The organism is Stappia sp. ES.058 (assembly GCF_900105595.1).
Classification (GTDB): Bacteria; Pseudomonadota; Alphaproteobacteria; order Rhizobiales; family Stappiaceae; genus Stappia.
This window is the reverse complement of sequence record NZ_LT629784.1, coordinates 1,733,766-1,756,897: the sequence shown is the minus strand read 5'-3', so window position 1 is coordinate 1,756,897 and position 23,132 is coordinate 1,733,766. Positions and strand designations below refer to the sequence as shown.

The 23,132-nt window shown below is 63.7% G+C and carries 20 protein-coding genes; 15 read left to right on the top strand and 5 right to left on the bottom strand.

Features of this window, described 5'->3' with window-relative positions; all coding sequences use genetic code 11:
* Nucleotide 1: 1 nt before the first annotated feature.
* From soxY to BLU32_RS08165, 8 genes are all read left to right on the top strand, one after another.
* On the top strand, nt 2–454 hold the full coding sequence (soxY, locus tag BLU32_RS08200; RefSeq protein WP_093806036.1) for a thiosulfate oxidation carrier protein SoxY: 453 nt from the start codon (nt 2–4) through the stop codon (nt 452–454).
* Nucleotides 455–502: 48 nt separating this feature from the next.
* Nucleotides 503–829, top strand: a complete 327-nt coding sequence (gene soxZ / locus BLU32_RS08195; protein WP_093806034.1) for a thiosulfate oxidation carrier complex protein SoxZ — start codon at nt 503–505, stop codon at nt 827–829.
* A 103-nt stretch (nt 830–932) separates the two neighbouring features.
* Complete coding sequence (gene soxA, locus BLU32_RS08190; RefSeq protein ID WP_093806032.1) at nt 933–1,787, top strand: sulfur oxidation c-type cytochrome SoxA; 855 nt, start codon at nt 933–935, stop codon at nt 1,785–1,787.
* A 239-nt stretch (nt 1,788–2,026) separates the two neighbouring features.
* Entirely contained in the window at nt 2,027–3,721 is a 1,695-nt protein-coding gene (gene soxB / locus BLU32_RS08185) for a thiosulfohydrolase SoxB (protein ID WP_093806030.1), read from the top strand.
* 84 nt (nt 3,722–3,805) lie between these two features.
* Nucleotides 3,806–5,095, top strand: a complete 1,290-nt coding sequence (soxC, locus tag BLU32_RS08180; protein ID WP_093806028.1) for a sulfite dehydrogenase — start codon at nt 3,806–3,808, stop codon at nt 5,093–5,095.
* Nucleotides 5,079–5,741 carry a c-type cytochrome gene (locus BLU32_RS08175; protein ID WP_093806026.1) on the top strand — a complete coding sequence of 221 codons (663 nt, stop codon included), beginning with the start codon at nt 5,079–5,081 and terminating at the stop codon, nt 5,739–5,741. The genes soxC and BLU32_RS08175 overlap by 17 nt, the downstream gene beginning before the upstream one ends.
* Before the next feature lie 35 nt (nt 5,742–5,776).
* Nucleotides 5,777–6,496: a c-type cytochrome gene (locus tag BLU32_RS22290; RefSeq protein WP_093806024.1), complete on the top strand. Its 720-nt coding sequence runs from the start codon at nt 5,777–5,779 to the stop codon at nt 6,494–6,496.
* 58 nt (nt 6,497–6,554) lie between these two features.
* Complete coding sequence (locus tag BLU32_RS08165) at nt 6,555–7,835, top strand: NAD(P)/FAD-dependent oxidoreductase (protein WP_093806022.1); 1,281 nt, start codon at nt 6,555–6,557, stop codon at nt 7,833–7,835.
* A gap of 96 nt (nt 7,836–7,931) precedes the next feature.
* Here BLU32_RS08165 and BLU32_RS08160 read toward each other — a convergent pair whose 3' ends face one another.
* Both BLU32_RS08160 and BLU32_RS08155 read right to left on the bottom strand, forming a co-directional pair.
* Entirely contained in the window at nt 7,932–8,903 is a 972-nt protein-coding gene (locus BLU32_RS08160; protein WP_093806020.1) for a DMT family transporter, read from the bottom strand.
* Between the two features lie 65 nt (nt 8,904–8,968).
* Nucleotides 8,969–10,048: an SPOR domain-containing protein gene (locus BLU32_RS08155; protein ID WP_093806018.1), complete on the bottom strand. Its 1,080-nt coding sequence runs from the start codon at nt 10,046–10,048 to the stop codon at nt 8,969–8,971.
* A gap of 243 nt (nt 10,049–10,291) precedes the next feature.
* On the opposite strand from BLU32_RS08155, the gene glmS reads away from it, so the two are divergent.
* Nucleotides 10,292–12,118 carry a glutamine--fructose-6-phosphate transaminase (isomerizing) gene (glmS, locus tag BLU32_RS08150; protein ID WP_093806016.1) on the top strand — a complete coding sequence of 609 codons (1,827 nt, stop codon included), beginning with the start codon at nt 10,292–10,294 and terminating at the stop codon, nt 12,116–12,118.
* Between the two features lie 73 nt (nt 12,119–12,191).
* Here the strand turns inward: glmS and BLU32_RS21720 are convergent, their stop codons facing one another.
* Nucleotides 12,192–12,992, bottom strand: coding sequence for a peptidoglycan-binding protein (locus tag BLU32_RS21720; protein WP_157727574.1), 801 nt, complete (start codon nt 12,990–12,992; stop codon nt 12,192–12,194).
* An 88-nt stretch (nt 12,993–13,080) separates the two neighbouring features.
* Here BLU32_RS21720 and BLU32_RS21715 point away from each other — a divergent pair, with 88 nt between their 5' ends.
* Complete coding sequence (locus BLU32_RS21715; protein ID WP_157727573.1) at nt 13,081–13,620, top strand: hypothetical protein; 540 nt, start codon at nt 13,081–13,083, stop codon at nt 13,618–13,620.
* 242 nt (nt 13,621–13,862) lie between these two features.
* Here BLU32_RS21715 and BLU32_RS08140 read toward each other — a convergent pair whose 3' ends face one another.
* A complete protein-coding gene (locus BLU32_RS08140) occupies nt 13,863–14,291 on the bottom strand; it encodes a DUF454 family protein (protein ID WP_093806010.1) in 429 nt (142 codons plus the stop codon).
* 219 nt (nt 14,292–14,510) lie between these two features.
* Between BLU32_RS08140 and BLU32_RS08135 the strand changes: the two genes are divergently transcribed.
* The gene (locus BLU32_RS08135) at nt 14,511–15,191 is read left to right on the top strand and encodes a DUF502 domain-containing protein (protein WP_093806008.1); all 681 of its coding nucleotides are present in this window, start codon (nt 14,511–14,513) and stop codon (nt 15,189–15,191) included.
* 16 nt (nt 15,192–15,207) lie between these two features.
* Here BLU32_RS08135 and recG read toward each other — a convergent pair whose 3' ends face one another.
* Nucleotides 15,208–17,313, bottom strand: a complete 2,106-nt coding sequence (gene recG / locus BLU32_RS08130; protein ID WP_093806006.1) for an ATP-dependent DNA helicase RecG — start codon at nt 17,311–17,313, stop codon at nt 15,208–15,210.
* Between the two features lie 168 nt (nt 17,314–17,481).
* Between recG and BLU32_RS08125 the strand changes: the two genes are divergently transcribed.
* The 4 genes from BLU32_RS08125 to pdhA all read left to right on the top strand — a co-directional run bounded on the left by BLU32_RS08125 (nt 17,482) and on the right by pdhA (nt 23,119).
* Entirely contained in the window at nt 17,482–17,778 is a 297-nt protein-coding gene (locus BLU32_RS08125) for a succinate dehydrogenase assembly factor 2 (RefSeq protein WP_093806004.1), read from the top strand.
* A gap of 97 nt (nt 17,779–17,875) precedes the next feature.
* The gene (gene mfd / locus BLU32_RS08120; RefSeq protein ID WP_093806002.1) at nt 17,876–21,373 is read left to right on the top strand and encodes a transcription-repair coupling factor; all 3,498 of its coding nucleotides are present in this window, start codon (nt 17,876–17,878) and stop codon (nt 21,371–21,373) included.
* A gap of 159 nt (nt 21,374–21,532) precedes the next feature.
* Nucleotides 21,533–21,865, top strand: coding sequence for a septum formation initiator family protein (locus BLU32_RS08115; protein WP_208976996.1), 333 nt, complete (start codon nt 21,533–21,535; stop codon nt 21,863–21,865).
* A 201-nt stretch (nt 21,866–22,066) separates the two neighbouring features.
* Nucleotides 22,067–23,119: a pyruvate dehydrogenase (acetyl-transferring) E1 component subunit alpha gene (gene pdhA, locus BLU32_RS08110; protein WP_093810755.1), complete on the top strand. Its 1,053-nt coding sequence runs from the start codon at nt 22,067–22,069 to the stop codon at nt 23,117–23,119.
* The last annotated feature ends 13 nt before the right edge of the window (nt 23,120–23,132 follow it).

Here is a 23,132-nt window from a genome sequence, read left to right as displayed (position 1 = left end):
AATGACTATCACTCGACGCCAGGTGTTTGCCCTGGGAACCGGTGTTGCGGCCGTGGCCTTGACCGGCATGCCGCGCTTGACTTTCGCAGAGGAAGACAAGGTTCAGGCCGCGATCGACGCCTTTGCCGGCGGCGCGACGCCGGAGACCGCGAATGTGTCGCTCACGGCGCCCGAGATTGCGGAAAACGGCAACACAGTGCCGATCAGCTTTTCGGTCGACAGCCCGATGAGCGACGAAGATCACGTTACCGACGTGACGTTGCTTGCCGCGGGCAATCCGTCCCCGGGCGTTGCAACCTTCCATTTCACGCCGATGTCCGGCGCGGCCGAGGCGACCACGCGCATGCGGCTTGCCAAGACGCAGGATGTCATCGCGCTGGCGAAAACCTCCACCGGCAAGGTCTACATGGACCGCCAGACGGTGAAGGTGACGATTGGTGGTTGCGGCGGCTGATACGGTCGAGACGCCCTTTTTCAAGACATAGACAGGCAGGAGGGCCGCATGGCCAAGTCGAAACCCCGCGTCAAGGTTCCCAAGACGGCATCCAAGGGTGAAGTCATCACGATCAAGACCCTGATTTCCCACAAGATGGAATCGGGTCAGCGCAAGGACAAGGACGGCAACGTCATTCCGCGCCAGATCATCAACAGGTTCACCTGCGAGTTCAACGGCAAGACCGTTTTCGCATGCGACATGGAGCCGGCGATTTCCGCCAATCCGTACCTTGAGTTCAGCGCGAAGGTTCCCGAGTCGGGCACGTTCAAGTTCACATGGGTGGACGACGACGGGTCAGAGTACTCCAAGGAATCCAAGATCGCCGTCGAGTGATCGGGATGCAGCCGGTGGCGCTTGCGCCGCCGGCACCTGGTCTCGAAGAATGCAAAAGATAACAAGATGAACCGCATGGGTTCGCGCTGGAGGGAAAGCCACAATGAGGAAACTTCCGGGTATTTTCGTTGCCGGAGCCGCTGCGACCGCCATCATGGCGGCGAGCGCTGTTTTGGCCGATCAGGCCAATCTGCCGAGCATCGATGGTGTCGAACTGACCACGCGGGTCGATGCGCCCAAAGACCATCCGCTTCCCGAAATCATTTCCGGCTTCGAGTTCCGAACCAAGGAAACTCAAGCGCTTGAACTGGATGACTTTACCAATCCCGGGTTCTTGATGGTCGAGAGTGCCGAAAGCACATGGTCGACGGTCGATGGCTCGGCGGGGAAGTCTTGCGAGAGCTGTCACGGCGACGTGGCCGAGAGCATGAAGGGTGTCCGCGCCGCCATGCCGAAGTGGAATGCGGCTGCGGGACGTCCGTTCACTCTGGAAAACCAGATCAATGCGTGTCGTACCGAGCGCATGGGTGCCGAGGCCTGGAAGTGGGAGTCTGACGACATGCTGTCGATGACCGCGCTTGTCGGGCTTCAGTCACGCGGCATGCCGGTGGACGTCGACATCGAAACCGGCGACATGAAGAGCTGGTGGGACAAGGGCGAAGACCTTTACTACACCCGCCTCGGGCAGCTTGATATGGCTTGCGCGAATTGCCACGAAGACAACTACGGCAACTATATTCGTGCCGACCGTCTCAGCCAGGGCCAGTCGAACGGGTTCCCGACCTATCGCCTGAAGTGGCAGAAGATGGGCTCGCTGCATCGCCGCTTCAAGGGTTGCATGGACAACATCCGGGCGAAGGCCTTCAAGCGCGGATCGGACGAGTTCGTCGCGCTTGAAACCTATCTCGCCTGGCGTGGCCAGGGCCTTTCGGTGGAAACGCCTGCGGTGCGCAACTGACGCGGCCTTGAACTTGAAGCCGACGACGGCGGCGTCATCCGGCCGGTTCTCCGGTCTCTCGCCGCCGCCGTCCTCGGACCGGACGCAGGATCCAGGCTCGCGAGAGCCGACATCGCCCGGTCCGACCGGGGTCCTTCGGGATCTCTAGAACAAATATTGGGGCTGGTTCGCTGGCGGTGCTGTCGCCGGGCAGGCGGAGCCGTGTCCGTTGAAGATGCCTCGAAAAGGTGGATTGCAGGATGATTTCCAGACGTGAATTCCTGATGGCGGCGGTGGCGACGTCGGCGATCGTTGGTGGCTCGGGCTTCGGCAAATGGAGCCGGCTTGCGGCCCAGCAGGCGCTGCGCGAGGACGATATTCTCGGCTTCCAGCCGCTTGGGAATGTCACGCTGGTGCATCTCACCGATATTCACGCGCAGCTCATGCCGGTCTACTTCCGCGAGCCGTCGATCAATCTCGGCGTAGGTGGGGTCAAGGGTCTGCCGCCGCATGTGACCGGCGCCGATTTTCTCAAGCTCTACGACATTCAGCCCGGGTCGCCGGAGGCATATGCGCTGACATCGCAGGATTTCGACGCGCTGTCGCAGACCTACGGCCGCATGGGAGGCATCGATCGCATCGCCACTGTGTTGAAGTCGATCCGCGCGGACCGCGACGCCAATACGCTGTTCCTTGACGGCGGCGACACCTGGCAGGGCAGCTACACGTCGCTCAAGACCGGCGGCGCCGACATGATCGAGGTGATGAATTCGCTGCGTCCGGACGCGATGACCGGCCATTGGGAGTTTACCTACGGCAGCGACCGCGTCGAGGAAATCGTCGCGGATCTGCCCTTCGCCTTTCTGGGCGGCAACATTCGCGACACCGAGTGGGATGAGCCGGTCTTCAAGGCTTACAAGATGTTCGAGCGCGGCGGCGTCAAGATCGGCGTGGTCGGCCAGGCCTTTCCCTATACACCGGTCGCCAATCCGCGCTGGATGTTCCCGAACTGGTCATTCGGCATCCGCGAGGAGGAGGTCCAGGCAAATGTCGATGCCGCGCGCGCCGACGGGGCCGAGGTTGTCGTCATGCTGTCGCACAACGGGTTCGACGTCGACCGCAAGCTGGCGAGCCGCGTGTCGGGGATCGACGTCATTCTCACCGGCCACACGCATGATGCGCTGCCCGAGCCGGTCAAGGTCGGCAAGACGCTGTTGATCGCCTCCGGTTCCAACGGAAAGTTCCTGTCGCGCCTCGATCTGGACGTGCGCGACGGCGAGGTGAAGGACTATCGCTTCAAGCTGATCCCGATCTTCTCCGACGTGATCACGCCGGATGCCGAGACGACCGCGCTGGTGGAAAAGGTGAGGGCACCTTATGTGGAGGAACTCTCTCGGGAACTCGCGACGACGGAATCGCTGCTTTATCGCCGCGGCAACTTCAACGGTACCTTCGACGACCTGATTTGCGATGCGCTGATCGACCAGCGGGATGCGGAAATTGCGATGTCGCCGGGCTTCCGCTGGGGCACCACCGTCCCGTCCGGTCAGCCGATCACCGTGGAGGACCTGCATAACGCCACCTCGATGACCTATCCGCAGGCCTATCGCTCCGAGATGAGCGGTACGCTGATCAAGGAGATCCTCGAGGATGTCGCCGACAACCTGTTCAACACGGATCCCTATTACCAGCAGGGCGGCGACATGGTCCGCGTCGGCGGCATGGCCTACACCATCGATCCGACCGCCGAGATCGGCAGCCGGATCTCCGACATGACCTTCCTGAAGGACGGCGAGCCGATCGATCCGGGCCGCAACTATGTCGTCGCCGGCTGGGCCAGCGTCAACGAAGGCACGGAAGGGCCGGCGATCTGGGATGTTGTGGAAGGGCATCTCAAGGAGCGCGGCACGGTGAAGCTTGAGGGCAACCGCGCGGTCAAGGTCGTGGGTATGTAGCGGGTCATTGATGGGCCTCATCATGTCCGTAATGTTCATGTATCTGAATAAATGGATTTGATCCGATCGAACCGGAGAGAGAAAATGTCGAAATCTGATACGCCGGAGAAAGGCATCGCCAGTCCCTCCAGGCGCAACCTTCTGAAGGCCGGGCTCGCGGCGGGCGGTCTTGCCGCCACGGCCGGGTTCGCCCGTGCGGCCGAGCCGGATCCCTACAACCTGCCGCCGAATGTCGCCGACTGGAGCAAGTATCTCGGCGCCGGCGTCGATGCCGCGCCATATGGCATGCCCTCGGAGCATGAATCCGAGGTGGTGCGCCGGAGCGTCGAATGGCTGACGGCATCGCGCGAGAGCTCGATCAACTTCACGCCGCTGCATGAACTCGATGGCATCATCACGCCCAACGGATTGTGCTTCGAGCGTCATCACGGCGGCGTGGCGGAGATGAACCCGACCGACTACCGGCTGATGATCAACGGCCTGGTCGACAAGCCGCTGATTTTCACGCTTGAGGATCTGAAGCGCTTTCCGCGCGAGAACCGGATCTACTTCCTGGAATGTGCGGCCAATTCCGGCATGGAGTGGCGCGGTGCCCAGCTCAACGGCTGCCAGTTCACGCATGGCATGGTCCATTGCGTGATGTATACCGGCGTGCCGCTGAAATACATTCTGGAGGAAGCGGGTCTCAGAACCAACGCCAAGTGGATCATGCCGGAAGGCGGCGATGCGGCGGGCATGAACCGATCCGTGCCGATGGAAAAGGCGCTCGACGATTGCATGGTTGCCTTCAAGATGAACGGCGAGGCGCTGCGGCCCGAACAGGGCTATCCGGCGCGGCTGGTCGTTCCCGGCTGGGAAGGCAACATGTGGGTCAAGTGGCTCCGCCGCATCGAGGTTGGCGACAAGCCCTGGCATGCGCGCGAGGAAACGTCGAAATACACCGACCTTCTCGCCAACGGCAAGGCACGCCGCTTCACCTGGGAGATGGACGCAAAGTCCGTGATCACCAATCCGAGCCCGCAGGCGCCGATCACCCACGGCAAGGGACCCACGGTTCTGACCGGCCTGGCCTGGTCGGGCCGGGGGCGGATCACCCGCGTCGACGTCACGCTCGACGGTGGCAAGAACTGGCACCAGGCGCGCATCGACGGTTTGAGCCTGCCAAAGGCGCTTCATCGGTTCTATTTCGAGTTCGACTGGGACGGCTCCGACCTGCTTCTTCAGTCGCGCGCATATGATGATACAGGCTATGTCCAGCCGACCAAGGACGAGCTCCGGGCCGTGCGCGGCACCAACTCGATCTACCACAACAACGGCATTCAAACGTGGCATGTCATGGCCAACGGAGGGGTCGAAAATGTCGAGATTTCTTAAGGTCCTCACGCTGGCCGCAGCCGTCTCCCTGGTCTCCGCCAACGCGGGCGCGGAAAAGTTCGGCCTGGGCACGGAGGCGACGCCCGAAGAGGTCGCGGGCTGGAACATCGATGTGCGTCCGGACGGCCAGGGTCTTCCCGAAGGACGCGGTACGGTCGCGGACGGCGAGGCGGTCTTCGCCGAGCAATGCGCGGTCTGCCATGGCGATTTCGCGGAAGGCGCCGGCCGCTGGCCGGTACTGGCCGGTGGCTGGGACACGCTCTCCAGCCAGAACCCGGTCAAGACGATCGGCTCGTATTGGCCCTATCTTTCAACGGTTTACGATTATATCTACCGGGCGATGCCCTTCGGCAACGCACAAAGCCTGACGCCCGACCAGACCTATGCGATCGTCGCCTATCTTCTCTACATGAACGATGTGGTGACGGACGACGAATTCGAGCTGTCGAAAGACAATTTCACCTCGATCCGCCTGCCAAACGAGGACGGCTTCATCGACGACGACCGGCCGGACACGCCGCTCGTGTCCAAGAACGAGCCTTGCATGAGCGATTGCAAGGACGAGGTGAAAATCACCAAGCGGGCGCGTATCATCGACGTCACGCCGGATGAAGACGGCGATACGGCGGGCATAAACGTCGACTAGGATCAGATCAGATCTGCGAACAGGGAGAACGCGGCATGCGAGGATCAGGCGGATATGCATTGGTTCTTGCGGCCGCGTTTTTCGTGTTCGCGACCGGGGACGCCCTTGCCGACGACCCGCTCCTGAAGCAGGGTCGCAAGATCTTTCGCAAGTGCCAGTCCTGTCATCAGGTTGGTGTGGACGCCAAGCACCGGGTCGGACCGTATCTCAACAACATCTATGGCCGGCGCGCCGGAACCCTGGAGGGCTATCGCTACTCCCGGGCGATGGAGGCCGCCGGGCAGGGCGGTCTCGTTTGGACGGAAGAGGCTCTTTCCGCCTATCTCGAAGACCCCAAGAGCGCTGTCCATGGCACCAAGATGAATTTCGGCGGATTGCGGGATCTTGAGGACCGTCGTGCGGTGGTGGCCTTTCTGCGTCAGTTTTCGCCCGGCGCCGCGAATATTCCCGAGACGCCGGCGACCGTGCCGCTTGAGGACGCCGACCCTGTCGTCCCGGCGCATATTCTGGCGCTCGAAGGCGACCCGGACTACGGTGAATATCTGTCGTCGGAATGCGTGACCTGCCACCAGGCGGACGGTGAGGACAAGGGCATTCCCTCCATCACCGGATGGCCGGGGGATCTGTTCGTGACGGTGCTGCACGCCTACAAGATGAAGAGCCGGGACAATCCGGTCATGCAGTCCATAGCCGCCAGCCTGTCGGATGAGGAGATCGCTGCGCTCGCGGCCTATTTCTCCCAAACGGGTCAATAACAAGAAGCTGTCCATCGTGAGGATGGAGATCGCTGAGCGTTTTTCGGGAGGATGCGACATGACGGGAATTTCAAGACGCCATTTTACGCAGGGACTGGGAGCTGTCGCGGGCGCCGGGGTTCTGACCGGGCGCGGTCGCGCGGCCTTCGCTCAAGGACGGCCGAAAGTCGTGATCATCGGCGGCGGCGCGGGCGGTGCGACCGCGGCGCGCTATCTCGCCAAGGACAGCGAGGGCGCGGTCGACGTCACGCTGATCGAGCCGACAAAGACCTATTACACCTGCTTTTTCTCCAATCTCTACATCGGCGGGTTTCGGTCGTTTGACTCCATCGGCCATTCCTACGCGACGCTGGCCTCCGATTATGGCGTCAATGTCGTCCACGACTGGGCGACCGGGATCGACCGCGACGCCAAGACGGTGGCGCTGGCCTCGGGCGGGCGGGTTTCCTACGACCGGCTGGTGGTCGCGCCGGGCATCGACTTCGATTACGACAGCGTGCCGGGCTATTCGATCGAGGCGGCCGGGTTGATGCCGCATGCCTGGAAGGCGGGCACGCAGACCGCGCTCTTGAAGAGCAAGATCACGGCGATGCGCGAGGGCGGAACCTATGCGATGGTCGCGCCGCCGAACCCCTATCGGTGCCCGCCAGGGCCGTATGAGCGCGTTTCCATGGTCGCGCACCATCTTAAATCATCAAATCCAAGCGCGAAAATTGTGATTCTTGATCCAAAAGAAGCGTTTTCCAAGCAGGCTTTGTTCATGGAGGGCTGGGAGGAGCACTATCCCGGGATGATCGAATGGCTGCCGAAATCGATCATCGGCGACATCACGAACGTGGATGCGCGCGCGGGGACAATCGAGACGGACTTCGACACCTTCAAGGCGGATGTCGCCAATGTTATCCCCGCACAGACCGCCGGCACGATCGCCCGCGATGCGGGGCTCGCCAATGACAGCGGCTATTGCCCGATCGAACCGGCGACCCTGCGCAGCACGATGGATGCGGCGATCCATGTATTGGGCGACAGTTGCATTGCCGGCGACATGCCGAAGTCGGGCTTTTCCGCAAACAGCCAGGCGAAGGCCGCGGCCATGGCCATTCGCGCCGATCTGCTGGATGCGAAGGCCTTTCCGCCACGTTTCTCGAACACCTGCTGGAGCCTGATCTCGACCGACAATGGCGTGAAGGTCGGCGCGCGCTACGAGGCGGGCGAAGACAAGATCACCAAGACAGACGGCTTCATCAGCCAGACCGGCGAAGACGCCGCGCTGCGCAAGGCGACGTATGAGGAATCGCTGGGCTGGTACGCCGGGATCACGACCGACATGTTCGGCTGACGGCGGTTTCGTCTTGCAGCAATTCAGGGGCGGTCCTTCGGGCCGCCCCTTTTTTCATCACCGAACGTAGCGACGCCGCAAACGCGCGGCGCGGCGTCAGACGCGCCCGGTGACAGCCTTGCGGAGCTGACCGGTCAATCGGTTCGCGAAGGGAATGCGTGCGATCAGCCACGGCGGCGCGGTCGCCAGGACCAGCCCGCTCATGATCAGCAGGAAGCCCGCAAAGTGATAGACATGAAGCTCTTCACCCAGAAAGACGACGGCCATCATCACGCCGTAGGGCGGCATCAGATACATGAACAGGCCGGTCGTCGAGGGACCCACGATCTTGATGCCATGCTGAAAGCAGGAAAACGCCAGAACTGACGAAACAAGCGCGATCCCGAAGATCGAGGCCCAAGCGTCGCCGGAGGTCGGAAACCGCCCGGTTTCCGCGATCTCGATGACGGTGAAGGGAAACAGCGTGACGGCGCCGGCAAAGGCAAGCGCCGCGAACAGGGAAAGTGTCGGGACCTCCGCCAGCGACTGGCGTTTCAGAAGCACGGAATAGAGCGCCCAGCTCAGGGCGGCCAGCGCGAAGATCACGTCGCCGGCATTGAATTCCAGGGACAGGAGGATGGAGAGCGACCCTTTTACGACGATCGCCACCACACCGAGAATGGCGAGCGTGATGCCGATCCCCTCGCGCAGGCCGACCTGGCGCCCGCGGAACAGCCATTCCAGCAGGACGATCAGGATCGGCGCGGAGGTGTAGATCAGCGTACCGTTGGTCGCTGTCGTGTAGTTCAGCGCGAAATAGACGCCCGCGCCGCAAAACCACATGCCGAGCAGTCCCATCATGCCGATCAGGTTCCACTGGCGCAGCAGCGTGTTGCGGTGGCGCACAAGGCCCTTGTGGGCGAAGGGAAGCAGGATGGCGAAGGCCAGCACCCACCTCAGAAATGCGAGGGTCCACGGTTCGACGCTTGCCGCTGCCGCACGCCCGATAATCAGGTTGGACGAAAAAAACAGGGGCATGACCAGCAAGAGGGCGAACGCCCGGTGCCGTTGGTCGGCGGGATCGAACATCGAACGAACCTACGCGTGGGACCGCAGGACGGAAGAAACCGCCGCGGGCGATGGTTTGGCGCGCGTCAGCGTCGCGCAGCCGTGTCCCTCGGGTAAAGGGCCGGCAAACACGTGATATCGCCGGAGGAGAGGTAAGCGCAAGCGGCAGCCGCATCTGCGGCATTGGGGAACGGGCCGGCCATCAGGCGCAACTCGCCCGGGTTTTGCGGATCGTCGACGATCCGGGACGAAATCGTTGCGGGAAGAGCCGGTTGCGTTTCGCGGATCTCCGCCCAGCGGCCTTCCGCCTCCTCGCGGCTCTCGAAGCGGCCGAGATCAAGGGCAAAATCGCTGCGTCCGATCCGGTTCCCCGCAGCGCCGGAAATTCGCCCGGCGGCACCGGATATCGAAAGTCTTGCGTCGTCGGGTTTTGTCGGGGGACGTGCGCCGGGCACCGCCGGTAACGCCGGTTCAGTGTTCTCCGCCGTCGGAACGGAGGCGACGTTTGCCGGCGGTTCGGCGCCTGGAAGGGCGACGATGCGGACAGGCTCGCTCAGGTTTGCCGGAAGGGTCTCTTCGGCAAAACGCGGCGCCGCGGGTTTCGGAGGCGCGCGGCGCGTTACCCGGCCAACCGGCGCGGGCATTGTTTCGACGGGACCGGGCTTTCCGGCAATCGCCTCGACCGCGGCATCGAGCTTGGCGTTGAAGCGCGTCGGCTGCCGGACAGGGGCGGACGCCTGGTCGGGATCGCGGGTCTCTACGGACTGCACGTCGTCGAGTTTCTCGGCGAGAATGGCCTTGCGTTCCTGCAGGACGGCGACGGTGCGCTTGAGCGCTGCAACCTCGCGTCGCAGGGTTTCGACCTCGCCCTTTATCTGGTGCCGCGCCTGGGCGGCACCCGTGCCGCCCGCCGACGGGTAGATCTCCAGTCCCGGCCTGTCATTTCCGGCTCCGATCGACGCGGTGGTGCGGACATCGCCTGCCGGAGGAAGCTGTGTGTTCGAAAACCGCTGAGGGGAATGACCGCCGGGTGGGGTGAGGAAGACGGACGACACGCCGACGACCCCGAACAGGAGGGCCGCGCCGCCCCACAGCGAAATGCGCCCGGTGTCGCCGAGCTTGCGTCCCCTCAAGGGCGCTTTCTTGCTGTATTCGAGCGGTTTCACACGTTGGTTCCCGGACAGTATTGAATTTGGAGTCTAGAAAACCCCAAACAGGGTTAACAAGCGATAAAACTTGGCGATTGTGTCGTCATTTTCACCTTTCTCATGGTCAGGACCCGGCTTTGTCCGGTGTGTGTCATGAATTGAAACAGGTTTTGATTGTGCGCGGGCAGGCCACGCGCACTAGAAGAGGCTGCGAACGAAACGCGCAGCGGCGCGATTTGGCCAATTTGGAGACAGACATTCATGTGCGGAATCGTTGGGATCCTCGGAAGCGACGCGGTTGCAGGGCAACTCGTGGACGCGCTGAAACGGCTGGAATACCGGGGGTATGATTCGGCGGGTGTCGTCACGGTCGATGACGGGGCGCTGAAGCGCTGCCGCGCGCCGGGCAAGCTCAGGAACCTTCAGGAAAAGCTCGAACGCATGCCTTTGGCGGGGGCCGCGGGGATCGGTCACACACGATGGGCGACCCATGGCGCGGCGACCGAGAACAATGCCCATCCGCATGTCGCGCCCGGTGTGGCGGTCGTGCACAACGGGATCATCGAGAATCATCTTGAACTGCGGCGCGAGGTCGAGGCCGAAGGTGCGCGACCGTCGAGCGACACCGACACCGAAGTCGTGGCGTTTCTTGTTTCCCGCGAGATCGCGCGGGGCAGCAGCCCGAAGGAGGCGGTCGCCGCCGTTCTGCCGCGCCTTGCCGGTGCCTTTGCGCTTGCCTTCGTGTTCGAAAGCGAGCCGGATCTCCTGATCGGCGCGCGCCGCGGGTCGCCGCTGGCTGTCGGGCACGGCAACAATGAAATGTATCTGGGCTCCGACGCGATCGCGCTGTCGCCCTTCACCGACAGGATCACCTATCTGGAGGAGGGCGACTGGGTCGTGCTGACCCGTGCCGGCTGCGAGATCTTCAACCAGTCAAACGAACCGGTCACACGGGACACGATCACCAGCGAGGCGGTATCTCAGACCATCGAGAAGGGGAACTTTCGGCACTTCATGGAAAAGGAGATCCATGAGCAGCCGGAGGTCATCGGCCATACGGTGTCGCGCTTTCTTGATCTGTCGGCCATGACGACGGTGCTCGACGCCCGCAGCGAAGTCGATTTCACCCGTCTCAACCGGTTGATCATTTCCGCCTGCGGAACCGCCTATTATGCGGGTCTGGTGGCGAAATACTGGTTCGAGCGCATAGCCCGGCTCCCGGTCGAGATCGATGTCGCCTCGGAATTCCGCTATCGCGAGGCGCCGCTGAGCGACAGCGACATGGCGTTGTTCATTTCCCAGTCGGGCGAGACGGCGGACACGCTCGCCTGCCTGCGATACTGCAAGGCCGAAGGCGCGCGCACGGGGGCGATCGTCAACGTGCCGGAATCGACCATCGCCCGCGAGGCCGATCTTGTTTTCCCGACGATCGCGGGACGCGAAATCGGGGTTGCGTCGACGAAAGCGTTCATCTGCCAGCTCGGGGTTCTTGCCGTTCTCGCCATTCACGCGGGACGCCAGCGCGGTCATCTCGACGATGCGCGGGCGGGCGAGCTTGTGCGGGCGCTGTCGGAGTTGCCGGCCCACCTCAGCCGCGCGCTGGCGATTGAGCCGGAAATCGAGAAGCTCGCGCAGCCGCTGGCGCGCGCCCGCGACGTCCTCTACCTGGGCCGTGGCACAAGTTTCGCGATTGCGATGGAGGGCGCGCTCAAGCTCAAGGAAATCTCCTACATTCACGCCGAAGGCTATGCGGCCGGTGAACTCAAGCACGGTCCGATTGCGTTGATCGACGAGGATGTGCCGGTGATCGTCATCGCGCCACATGACGGCCTGTTTGAAAAGACGATGTCGAACATGCAGGAGGTGGCCGCCCGCGGCGGCAAGATCGTGTTGATTACCGATCAGGCCGGTTTTGCCGCCTGCAGCACGCCGACCTGGAAGACGATCGTCCTGCCGAATGTCCCGGAGCTCATTGCGCCGATCGTGCATTCCGTGCCGGTGCAGCTTCTGGCGTATCACACAGCCGTGTTCATGGGCACGGACGTCGACCAGCCCCGCAATCTGGCGAAATCCGTCACGGTCGAATAGGGCAATCGCCTGAAAAGAGAAAACGAACGCCCGGCACGTGCCGGGCGTTCGCGTTTTCGCGAAGGGGGTCGCGTCAGTTCGCCGTGTCTTGCCCGTCATTGGCGGACGTATCGCTCTCGCTGCCGTCTTCGGACGGTTTTGGGCACAGCATGCCAAGCGTGCCAACGGTGACGCAGGAGCGGCACCATGTGATGCCCTGGGTTTCCTGCTGACGCAGCAACTCCTCCTCGCTCATGCCCTCGGGCGCGGGAATGCAGCTTCTGCCGCAGGGTTCCAGCGACGGGTTTTCCGCGCTCAGCAAGCTGTAGAGCCGTCCCGAGGCGCAAAGTGCGTCGGCGGGTGCGAAGCTTCCCTCGCCGGAGGGCGGAGCGGCGTTTGCCGTATCGTCCTGCGCCGGCACCTCGTGCTCCGGTTCCGGCTCGGCCGGTGTCGCGGGCGGTGCGGACGCGGCGTCTTCCGGCTGGCAGGCCTGGAAGAGCCTGGCCAGAGTTTCCGGATCGCTGTAGGGCGCGGTCGTGTCCCCCAGATTGCTTTCGCTGCGGAATGCATTCCACGCTCCACGGGTCTTGCGGCCCGAAAGACCGTCGACAGTCCCTGCGTCGTAGCCGGCTTCGTTCAGGCAGGCCTGGATCCAGCGGATGTTCTCGCTGCCGCTCGGGGTGGGATCCTCCTTCTTGCAGCCTGTTCCGAACGGGCGATAGCCGCTCGCGCAGACGCAGCGGTTGCGGCTGTCGGAGTAAACGAAGGGGAAGGTGCAGGATCGGCTGTCGCGGCGGACGCAGTCGCCCCGCGAAACCACATAGCCCGAAGGGCAGATGCAACCGCCGGCGCTGCGCGAATACTGCCAGGGCGCCTCACATGATTGCGGACGCACGACCGGCGGTATCGGGACCGGTAGAATGCAGCGTCGCCGGGCGGGCGAATAGATATACGGCAGACGGCAATCCGGCCGGCGCGGCGGCGTGACGCAGCGGCCGTTGCGCAGAACACGCGGGGGCCTGCAGACGGTCGGGCGCGGCGGCATCACGCAGCGGCCGTTGCGCATCACCCGCGGCGGGGCGCAGACGGTGGGGCGCGGCATCACGCAGCGGCCGTTTCGCATCACGCGCGGCGGGGCGCAGACGGTGGGGCGCGGCGTCACGCAGCGGCCATTGCGCATTACGCGCGGCGGGGCGCAGACGGTGGGGCGCGGCGTCACGCAGCGGCCATTGCGCATTACGCGCGGCGGCGGGCAGAGGTTGGGGCGCGGCAGCACGCAGCGGCCATTACGCATGACGCGCGGCGGTGAGCAGACGGTGGGGCGCGGCAACACGCAGCGTCCGTTGCGCCGCACACGCGGCGGGGCGCAAATCAGGGGACGCCTGTTCGGGTCGATGACCGGTCCGTTGGGGCGGATGTCGATGATCTGCGCGGAGGCCGGCGAAGCGGTGCCCAGGATGGGGACGCCTGCCAGGCAAACGGCGAAGAGCATGAGTATCACCGACAAGCGGGGTGGTCGCTGACGGTGTTGGCGCTGGATATCAGGCACCAGGCCGGACGTGATGCGGGACAACATGACGTTTTCCTCTCGTCTGTTTCTTTCCCGCAGACGCAACCCGGCATAAACCCGGGTCGGGATACGGGGTGCCATCGACTTTGCGCCCGCACTGCCTGTTCGAGCGTGATCGGCATCACAGAGTGTCACATGCACGTGAATGTCGGTAAACGCGGGATGATACGGACGTCGGCCGTTCCTGACGTGTCGTCAGGTGTCTTTTGGGCCTGAGGGGCGCGACAGGACGTAGGCGGCGCAAGCCATCAGCACGAGGGCGAGAAACCCGGCAAGCGGCACGCCGGGCCGGATGGTCAGCAGAAACACCAGATAGCCGCTGGCCATTCCGGCCGCGGCGGCGATCTTGGCTGCCACGGAGATCGCCCCGTTCGCGCGCCACGCGCGGATTGCCGGGCCGATGCGCGGATGGTTCAGCAGCCAGCGTTCGAGTCTGGGCGAAGAGCGGGCGAAACAGGCAGCCGCCGCGATAAAGAACACGGTCGAGGGCAGGATGGGCAAAAACGCGCCAATCACGCCGAGGCCGATCAGCCCGCCGCCAAGGGATGCGAAGACGATCCTGGTGGCACGGTCATGGCGCGGACGCCGGCGTCGGGGGTACCGGGGTGGCGAATTTCTTGTCATTTGTCGCCTATCGATTCCCCAATCGCCCGATCTGCATTATGTATTGCGCGATACGCCAGATGCACGCAAACGCGGAATCTTTCCTGCATCGGATATGGCGCGCGATTTGCATCTTGGTCGTTCATGGGACAGGCAGGGTACGACAGGACGATGAGCGGCGATACGACATCCAGACACAAACAGGAGGGCGGGGGTGGCAAACTGCCTCGGCCAAGCGCAATGACCCGCTTGAGAAACTACTTCCTGACCGGGCTGGTCATTGCCGGACCCGTCGGCATCACCGCCTATCTGACCTGGTCGATCGTTCAATGGATCGACGGATGGATCAAGCCGCTCATTCCCGGCAACTACAATCCCGACACCTATCTCCCGTTTCCGGTGCCGGGCGTGGGCCTGATCGTCGCGTTTTTCGGGCTGGTCGTGATCGGGTTCCTGACGGCCAATATCGCCGGGCGAACGCTGGTCTCCTACGGCGAATCCCTGCTTGGGCGCATGCCGGTGGTTCGCAACCTGCACAGCGGTCTGAAGCAGATCTTCGAGACGATCCTGGCCGAACGCTCCAACAGCTTCAAGAAGGCCGCCATCATCCAGTACCCGCGGCCGGGACTTTGGGCGATTGTCTTCATTGCAACAAACGCGCGCGGCGAGGTCGCGCACAAGCTCCACGACTACAATGAAGATGTCACCGCGGTGTTCCTGCCAACAACCCCGAACCCGACCTCCGGGTTCTTGTTGTTCGTGCCGCGTGACGAGGTCATCGAGCTGGACATGACGGTCGAGGCGGCCGCCAAGCTTGTGATTTCCGCCGGTCTCGTCAGTCCCGAGTGGGACAAGGTGCTGCCGCTCACGGACGCAACGACGGACGCTGACGCAAAGCGGTCGCTGGAAACGGCCGATTGACGAGCGGCTGCGCCGTTCAGCCGGCGCGCAGCAGGCGGATCGCCTCGTCGCGCGAAAACAGATAGAGCAGAACCCGCAGGGCCGCGCCGCGCGGTTTTGTCAGCTCCGGGTCCGTCTCCAGAATGAGCCTTGCGTCGTCGCGTGCAACTTCAAGCAGGTCTGCCTGTTCGGCGGCATCGGCGATCCGGAAGCCCGGTGATCCGGACTGGCGCGTGCCCAGGATCTCGCCCTCGCCGCGCAGGCGCAGGTCCTCCTCCGCGATCAGGAAGCCGTCGTTGGTCTCGCGCATGATCGACAGGCGCGCGCGGGCCGTCTCGCCAATCGGCGTCTTGTAGAGGAGCAGGCAGGTCGAGGCCTCCGACCCGCGTCCGACGCGGCCTCGAAGCTGGTGCAATTGCGACAGACCGAAGCGTTCAGCGTGCTCGATCACCATGATGGTGGCGTCGGGTACGTCGACACCGACCTCGATCACGGTGGTCGCGACCAGGAGCTGGACGGGTCCGTCCTTGAAGGCGGACATGGCCGCAGCCTTCTCGTCGCTGGTCATGCGTCCATGAACGAGCGCGACGCGGGGACCGAGCACTTGCTGCAGCACCTCGAAGCGCTCCTCGGCCGCCGCGAGATCGGATTTCTCCGATTCCTCCACCAGCGGGCAGACCCAATAGGCCTTCTTGCCCTCCGCCAGCGCTGCGCGGAGCCGTTCGACCACATTGTCCATGCGGTCCAGCGGCACGGTGACCGTCTTGATCGGCTGGCGGCCGGCAGGCTTTTCGGTCAGGCGGGAGACGTCCATGTCGCCAAAGAAGGTGAGCACCAGCGTGCGCGGGATCGGCGTTGCCGTCATCACCAGCATGTCGACGCCCTTGCCCTTTGCCGAGAGCGTGAGACGCTGGTGCACGCCGAAGCGGTGCTGCTCGTCGACAATGGCAAGGCCGAGATTGGCGAAGTCGACGTCGTTTTGAAACAGCGCATGCGTGCCGACGATGAGATCGACCTCGCCGGCCTCGAGCGCGGCGCGGGTCTCGCGCTTGTGTTTCGCCGTGTCGCGTCCCGTCAGGGAGGCGATACGGATGCCGGCGGCCTCGCACAGGGGCGCAAGTGACAGGAAATGCTGCCGTGCCAGGATCTCCGTCGGCGCCATGAACACGGTCTGGGCCCCGGATTCGATCATGGCGGCGGCCGCCATCAGCGCGACGATGGTTTTGCCGGCGCCGACATCGCCCTGCAGCAGGCGCAGCATGCGCACTGGTTCGGCGAGATCCGCCTCGATATCGGAAATCGCGCTCCGCTGGCCGTCTGTCAGCGCATAGGGAAGGTCGGCGAGGATCTTCGTCTTCAGGCGGCCGTCGAAGGCCCGCGCGATGCCTTTCGTCTGGCGCATGGAGCGGCGCACCAGCGCCAGCGCCAGCTGGTTCGCCAGAAACTCGTCGTAGCTGAGCCGCATATGTGCGGCGGTTGCCTCGTCCGCGCCCAGCGCATCGGCGGGGGGACGGTGCAGGGTCACAAGCGCTTTGCGAAACCCGGGCCAGTTGCCACGCCTTGCGTGTTCGCTGTCCAGCCAGTCAGGCAGGTCGGGGACAAGCTCGAGGGCTGCCGCCATCGCCTTTTGCAGCATCTTTGAGGAGAGGCCCTGGGTTAGCGGATAGACCGGTTCCACCAGCGGCAGGCTTGCGGCATCCTCAGCCATCACCATGTGATCGGGGTGAATCATCTGCGGCTGGCCGTTGAACCACTCGATCCGCCCCGAAACCACCATTTCGCTATCGACGGGAAGGGTCTTTTCAAGCCAGTTCTGCCTTGCGTGAAAGAACACGAGAGTGAGATCGCCGCTGTCGTCATGCGCCTGGATGCGATAGGGCGCGCGGCTACCGCGCGGCGGCGCCTGATGCCGGTCAATGTGAACGTCGAGGGTGACGATTGCGCCTTCCTCGGCGCGCGCGACACCAGGCCGCAGGCGGCGGTCGATCACGCCCGTCGGCAGATGCAGCAGCAGGTCGATCACATAGGGTTCGCGGTCGGCGCCGACTCCCAGCAACGTTGCCAGATGGCGCGCGGTGCGCGGGCCGATGCCCGGCAGGGCCGAGATGGGAGCAAAGAGCGGGTCGAGCAGCGTGGGGCGCATTTGGTCTCGGGCGGTTTCGGGCGAAATCGGGTGAGCCACGGGTTGACGGTTGGTCGGCTGTCGCCACGGCGCATTGAGTTTCGCGCCGGGGCCGCTATAACCCGCGAACCCGAGAAGTTCTGTCAAGTGCAAGCGCCAAAATCAAACACGAGCGCGAGGAAGACAATCATGCCCGATCCTTCGGATCAGACCGCGCGCGGCGCGCCCGACCCGCAAGATGCCCGACGCAAGCGCATGCTCTTCCGGTGTCAGCACCGGGGCATGAAGGAAATGGATATCCTGCTCGGAAATTATGCGAAGGCCCGTTTGAACACGCTTTGCAACGACGACCTCGACACGCTGGAGCGGCTGATGGATGTGCCCGACCAGGACCTGTTCAGCTGGATGATCGGCAGTGTGCCGGTGCCTGCCAATTACGATACGCCTGTCTATCGGGCCATCGTGGAATTTCAGCGGACCGGCTGACGAACCGAACAGACTTGCGTGCCGTGCCGGATGCGCGCAGAGGCCAGATATACCCGCGGCGGTCGTGCGCCGGGATTTTTTGCAAGGATTAAGCAAGTTGCTTGAGAAGGTGCTTTCGCAACACGGCAATGCCGTCGTTACCGGCGTCCCGGACGGGGCGGAGGCGCTGGTGCTTGGCCGGTTGCTCGCCGATGGCGCGGCGGGACTGCGGTTGGTGTTCGTCGCGCGCGATGCAGCTCACGCCCGCTCCGTACAGGATGCGCTGGGCTATTTCGCGCCGTTGGCCGAGGTTCTCGACCTTCCCGCCTGGGATTGTCTTCCCTACGATCGCGTGTCGCCCAATCCGGCCATCGTTGCGCGGCGCCTGACGACCCTTTCACGTCTTGCAAGCAAGGAGTCCTTGAGCGCTCCGACGGTGCTGATGACCACCGCGAACGCGGTCCTCCAGCGGCTGCCGTCGCGCGACTTCGCCGCAAGCCAGTCGTGGCGCGCAAAGCCCGGCAATGTCATCAAGCTCGCCGATCTGGTGGCCTGGCTGGAAACGAACGGCTTTGCCCGCGCCTCCACGGTGCAGGACACCGGCGAATATGCCGTGCGTGGCGGCATCGTCGATGTCTATGCGCCCGGCATGGAGCAGCCCGTCCGGCTGGATTTTTTCGGCGACACGCTGGAATCGCTGCGTTCCTTCGACACGCAGACCCAGCGCACGACCAAACAGCTCAAGCGGCTCGATCTCGTTGCGATGAGCGAGGCGGTGCTGTCGCAGGAGGCAATCTCGCGGTTCCGCAAGGGCTATGTCGCGCAATTCGGCGCGTCCGAGCGCGACGACATTCTTTATCAATCGATCAGCGAAGGCCGGCGCTATGCGGGCATGGAACACTGGCTGCCGCTTTTCCACGAGACCCTGGAAACGATCTTCGATTACGCCGGCGAGACCCCCTTCGTGCTGTCGGCCGCGCTCGAGGATGTGGTGCGCGAGCGCCAGGAGCAGGTGGCCGAGCACCACGCCGCCCGCCGGGAGGTTCGCGAAAGCAGTGGACGCGCGGGCTCCGTTCCCTACAAGCCGTTGCCGCCCGAAGCGCTGTATCTGACGGACGCGGAATGGACGGCCGGTCTCGCCGACGGCACGTCGCTGAGGCTGTCCGCGTTCGACGCGCCGCCGGGGACGGGTGTGACGGTCGTGCCGCTCGACGGTCGCCAGGGGCGCAGTTTCGCCGCCGAGCGTGCGGGGGGCGAGGTCAATGTCTTCGATGCGCTGACCGCCCATGCGACGGTCCGGCGCAAGGCGGGAAACCGGATCGTGATCGCCTGCTGGAGCGAGGGATCGCGCGAACGCCTGTCGCATGTCCTTGCCGATCACGGACTGGACCGAACCGTTCCGGTCGCAAGCGACGCCGATGCTCAGGCCCTGCCGAAAGACATGACGGCGCTTGCGCTTCTGGGCGTCGAACAGGGGTTCGAGGTCGGCAATCTGACACTGATCTGCGAACAGGACATTCTGGGCGACCGTCTCGTGCGCCAGCGCCGGCGCAAATCCTCCGGCGCCAATGTTCTGACCGAGGCTTCGAGCCTCTCGCAAAACGACCTCGTGGTGCATGCGGAACACGGCATTGGCCGGTTTATTGGTCTGAGGACCATCGAGGCCGTGGGCGCGCCGCATGATTGTCTGGAGCTGCAATATGCCGGCGGCGACAAGCTGTTCCTGCCGGTGGAAAACATCGAGCTGCTGACCCGCTACGGATCGGAAGACACCGAGGCGCAGCTCGACAAGCTGGGCGGAGGGGCCTGGCAGGCGCGCAAGGCGCGCATGAAGAAGCGTATCCTCGAGATCGCCGACGGCCTGATCAAGACGGCGGCGGCGCGCGCGCTCAAGACCGCGCCGGCGATCTCGCCGCCCGAAGGCGCCTATGACGAGTTCGCCGCGCGTTTCCCCTATGACGAGACCGACGATCAGATGAACGCCATCGATTCGGTGTTCGAGGATCTGGTGTCCGGTCGTCCGATGGACCGGCTCGTGTGCGGCGATGTCGGCTTCGGCAAGACCGAGGTTGCGCTGCGCGCCGCCTTCATCGCGGCGATGACCGGGCGCCAGGTGGCCCTCGTGGTCCCGACGACACTGCTTGCCCGCCAGCACTACAAGACGTTTTCCGAGCGCTTCCAGGGGCTGCCGATCCAGGTCGCCCATGCCTCGCGGCTGGTGCCGGCCAAGGAACTGTCTGCGGCCAAAAAGGGCCTTGCGGACGGATCCATCGACATCGTCGTTGGCACCCATGCGCTGCTCGGCAAGAATGTAGCCTTTCGCGATCTCGGTCTGCTGATCATCGACGAGGAGCAGCATTTCGGCGTCAAGCACAAGGAGCGGCTGAAGGAGCTCAAGTCGGAGGTCCATGTGCTCACGCTGTCGGCCACGCCGATCCCGCGTACGTTGCAACTGGCGCTGACCGGCGTGCGCGAACTGTCGCTGATCGCGACTCCGCCGGTCGACCGGCTGGCGGTGCGCACCTTCATTTCGCCGTTCGATCCGGTCGTCGTGCGCGAGGCGCTGTTGCGCGAGCGCTATCGCGGCGGACAGAGCTTCTATGTCTGTCCGCGCGTGTCGGATCTCGCCGACACCAAGGCGTTTCTCGACGATGCCGTGCCGGAGGTGAAGGTCGCCGTCGCGCATGGCCAGATGCCGCCGGGCGAGCTGGAAGACGTCATGAATGCCTTCTACGAGGGGAAATACGACGTCCTGCTGTCGACCACGATCGTGGAATCCGGCCTCGATATTCCAACCGCGAACACGTTGATCGTGCATCGGGCCGACATGTTCGGCCTGTCGCAGCTTTATCAGCTGCGTGGGCGCGTTGGCCGTTCCAAGGCCCGCGCCTATGCGCTGTTCACGGTGCCTGCCAACAAGACGCTGACGGCAACCGCCGACCGGCGGCTCAAGGTGCTGCAGTCGCTCGACAGCCTGGGCGCAGGGTTTCAGCTCGCCAGCCATGATCTCGACATTCGCGGCGCCGGCAATCTGCTGGGCGAGGAACAGTCCGGTCACATCAAGGAAGTCGGCTTCGAGCTGTATCAGCAGATGCTGGAAGAGGCGGTCGCGTCACTCAAGGACGGCGGCGACGCCGGGCTTGAGGAAGCCTGGTCGCCGCAAATCCAGGTCGGCACCCCGGTGCTCATTCCGGAAAGCTATGTCGCGGATTTGCCATTGCGGCTCTCGCTCTACCGCCGCCTTGCCGATCTCGCCGCTCCGGAAGAGATCGATGCCTTTGGCGCGGAACTGATCGACCGCTTCGGGCCGTTGCCGGACGAGGTCGAGCATCTTTTGAAGATTGTCTACATCAAGGGCCTGTGCCGCCGCGCGAACGTGGAAAAGATCGATGCCGGCCCGAAGGGAGTCGTCATCGCCTTCCGCGGCAACGAGTTCCCGAACCCCGGCGGACTTGTCGCCTACATCGGCGAGCAGGGCGTTCTCGCCAAGATCCGCCCGGACCAGAAAGTCGTGCTGTCGCGCGACTGGGAGACGGCCGAACAGCGCCTGAAGGGATCGGCGGCCGTGCTTTTGAAGCTGGTGCGGCTGGCGGAGGGGGACAGCAAGGCGGCGTAGCGACAAGACGGCATGGTCGGGAGAGGTGCGGTCCGCGTCGGGAAAGGAAAATATCCATCCCGCGGCGCGAGGCAACGGCTTGGAAACTCCCCATTAAGGCTGTTGGGCGATGATGATTGCGTATCGAGCGGTTCGTATTCAGTCAGGTCTCGTAGCCCCGTGTTTGTCAAAACAACCCGTCATCGTCGCAAGACCCTTTGGCAACGACTTGTCGCACCGACTGTCGCAAGCCTTCTGGTCGCCTATTTCGCGTTTCACGCGCTCAACGGAGAGCTCGGGCTCGTCGGCAAGGCGCGTCTCGACCTGCGATATGCCAAGCTTCAACAGGAATTCGCGACGCTCAAGGCGGAGCGCGACAATCTGATGCGCAAGGTCGTGCTGCTGCGCCCGGAAAGCCTCGACCCCGACATGATCGACGAACGCGCGCGCGCGAGCCTGAACCTGGTGCATCCCAACGAACTCGCTATTCTGCGACCGTCGCCCCGCTTGTAAGTTAATTGAATTCAGGTTTAAAATCGAATTTGAACCGAATTACAGTTCAAATGATATTATATCTATATTTTCAGTAGGTTGATTGTCTCTAACGGCCCTCTCTGTCTGCTTTCATTGACTTTTGCAATGGAGTACCTTCCGCTAAGTTGCTGAAGGGGAAACGCGGCCCCCGCGCGGGGCTTTTCAAGCGAGATGAGGGTCATGGCTGCAACGTCACGGAAGACCACCGGCACACGGGCAAAAAGCACGAGCCGGTCGAAGGGAGGCGCGGCCAAGGCGTCGCCCGCAATTATCGAATTCGACAAGGAGCAGGAGCTTGCGGCCTATCGGCACATGCTGCTCATCCGCCGCTTCGAGGAAAAGGCCGGCCAGCTCTACGGCATGGGTCTGATCGGCGGCTTCTGCCATTTGTACATCGGCCAGGAGGCGGTCGTCGTCGGCATGCGCATGGCATCCGAGGACGGCGACCAGATGATCACCGGTTACCGCGATCACGGTCACATGCTGGCCATGGACATGGATCCCAAGGGCGTGATGGCGGAACTGACCGGACGCCGGGGCGGCTATTCCAAGGGGAAGGGCGGCTCCATGCACATGTTCTCCAAGGAAAAGCAGTTTTACGGCGGGCACGGCATCGTCGGTGCGCAGGTGTCGCTGGGCACCGGCCTCGGTTTTGCCAACCGCTACCGGGAGAACGGCGCGGTCGCGATGACCTTCTTCGGCGACGGCGCCTCCAACCAGGGCCAGGTCTACGAGAGCTTCAACATGGCCCAGTTGTGGAAGCTGCCGGTCATCTATGTGATCGAGAACAACAAATACGGCATGGGCACGAGCGTCGAGCGTGCCTCGGCGACGACCGACCTGTCGCAGCGTGGCGCGTCCTTCGGGATTCCGGGTGAGCAGGTCGACGGCATGGACGTGCGCGCCGTGATGGCGGCGAGCGAAAAGGCGCTTGAGCATTGCCGCACGGGCAAGGGGCCGTACATCCTGGAGATGATCACCTACCGCTATCGCGGCCACTCGATGTCCGATCCGGCGAAATACCGCTCCAAGGACGAGGTCCAGAAGATGCGAACCGAGCACGACCCGATCGAGCAGGTCCGCAAGCGCTTGCTCGACAACGACTGGGCGAGCGAGGACGACCTCAAGGCCATCGACAAGAAGGTGCGTGAAGCCGTCGCCGAGGCGGCGGAATTCGCCCAAAACGATCCAGAGCCGGATGCCTCCGAGCTCTACACCGACATTCTGCTTTGAGGGTGGGAACGCA